Raw genomic sequence first — 2,083 nt, forward strand, 5'->3', positions numbered from 1 at the left:
TGTGGCCCATCTCGACGAAGTAGTCGCCGGTGGTCTCGGTGGTGCGCTTCTCGGTGGTGCCGAGGTAGTGGACCTCGCCGTGCAGGCTGAGCGATTCGACGGAGTACTCGGGGCCCTCGGCGCGCCGTTCGAACAGCAGTGTCTCCTCGGGTCCGTACGCGTCGAGGCTGTCCAGCAGTGCGGTGCGGTCGGCGACCAGGCGGACCCCGGAGCTGGCGAGCCGGCCGACCGGTTTGACGACCAGGGGGAAGCCGTCCCAGGCGGCGGCGGTCTCGGTGCGGCGGCCGGCGGGGACCAGGGTGGATCCGGGGCTCCAGTCGGCGAGGTAGCGGCGCTGGAGGTGCTTGTTGCGGCAGACCCGGGCGGCCCGCAGGCCGGGTGAGCGGACGCCTAGCAGGTCGGCGACGACGGCGGCGCCCTCGACGTACTCCTCGCGCAGGCAGCACAGGCCGCGGATGTCGTACTCCCGGGCCCAGGCGGCGGCCCGGTCGGCGAGGGCGGCGTGGTCGTCGGCGTCGGTCAGGGCGGCGTCGGCGATCCGGGAGAGCGGGTGGCCCGGGGTGTGGCGGCCGGCCAGCAGGGTGGCGGCGTGCGGGCCGGGTGCGTCCAGGACCAGCAGGTCGAGGCCGCGGGCGCGGGCGGCGTCCAGCCAGCGCTGGTTCCAGGCCACGGTGAGTCCGCCGAGCAGCAGCAGGGCGGGGCGTCGGTTCGGCACGGGTTACCTTCCGGTTCCGGCGGGTGCGAGTTCGGGTTCGTTCTCCGGGGGCCGGGACTCGACCCGCCGGACGATGGTGCTGGTGGTCATGACGATGCCGAGGATCAGCACGCCCAGGCCGCAGCACAGGTAGATCAGCCGGAGCGTCAGGGTGGAGACGAAGGCGGCGAGGACGATGTACACGCCCATCCGGCAGATCCCGACGGTGGTGATCAGCAGGGCCATCACCCGGCCCTGGATGTCGACCGGGACCTGTTCCTGGACCCGGGTGCGGAAGATGTAGAACGCCTGGAAGTTGATGCCGGCCAGGGCGTAGAAGACCATCGGCTGGGCGAGTCCGTCGGCCTGCCAGAGCAGGATCAGGGTCAGGCCCATGCCGATCAGGCCGTAGCAGGCGAGCCGGTCGCGGTTGAAGCGGGCGGTCAGCAGCGGCAGGGCGAGTCCGCCGAGGATGGCGCCGACGGCGAACATCGCGTCGATGAAGCCGAGGCCGCTGGCGCCGACCTCCAGCACGTTCTCGGCGTACGGCGCGACCAGGGTGTTCATCATGTACAGCACGGCGAACAGCACCAGCAGCATGGTGTACGAGGGCAGCGTCGCCGGGTGGGTGCGCAGGTAGGTGAAGCCGGCGGCGGCGCGGCGGACGGTCTCGCGCCAGCCGTCGCCGCCGTCCTTGGTGATGGTGCGGGTGCTCCGGACGCCGGAGACGAACAGCGCGGAGGCGGTGAAGGAGACCAGGTTGATGCCGAGCACCCAGGTGACCGAGGAGGCGGCGATCAGGAAGCCGCCGACGGCGGTGCCGATGACGTTGCCGATCTGGACGGCGACGCCGGTGGTGGCGTTGGCGGCGAGCAGTTTCTGGACCGGGACGATCTCGCGGACCATGGTGGTGCCGGTGGGTACGGCGGTGGACTCGGTGAGGCCGAGCACGAAGACCATCACGAACACGTGCCAGGTCCTCAGGTGGCCGGTGGCCTGGAGCGTGACGGTGGTGGCCAGGGTGAGGACGGAGACCAGGTCGGCGCAGACGAACACCCAGCGCCGTTCGAACCTGTCGATCGCCACGCCGATCAGCGGGCCGAAGAAGACGCCGGGGATGGCCGCGGTGAGCAGCACCAGGGCGACCGCCCGGGGGCTGTCGGTCATCTGGAGCACCAGCAGGCAGTTGGCGATGAACTGCATGCCGTTGCCGATGTTGGTGACCAGCATGGCGGCGGCGATCCGGCGGTAGCCGGGCGGGCGCAGCGGGTCGAGGCGTTCGCGGACCAGGCCGCGCAGGGTCTGGGCGCGGGAGTCAGCCACGGGGTTCGACCTCCACGGTCAGGGCGGCGTCGACGCGGGCCTGCAGGGCGTCGAGTTCGGCGGGGG

1 protein-coding gene and 1 pseudogene are annotated in these 2,083 nt (G+C 71.8%); both read right to left on the reverse strand.

All coding sequences use genetic code 11. The annotated features are described in order from the left end of the window. Positions 1–715, reverse strand: a pseudogene (locus tag AA75_RS50155) (ATP-grasp domain-containing protein); the annotation flags it as partial. A 3-nt stretch (positions 716–718) separates the two neighbouring features. Continuing rightward, positions 719–2,017, reverse strand: coding sequence for an MFS transporter (locus AA75_RS34345; protein WP_033824277.1), 1,299 nt, complete (start codon positions 2,015–2,017; stop codon positions 719–721). Between the last annotated feature and the right edge of the window lie 66 nt (positions 2,018–2,083).

Origin of the sequence: Kitasatospora sp. MBT63 (genome assembly GCF_000710465.2) — a bacterium.
GTDB lineage: Bacteria > Actinomycetota > Actinomycetes > Streptomycetales > Streptomycetaceae > Kitasatospora.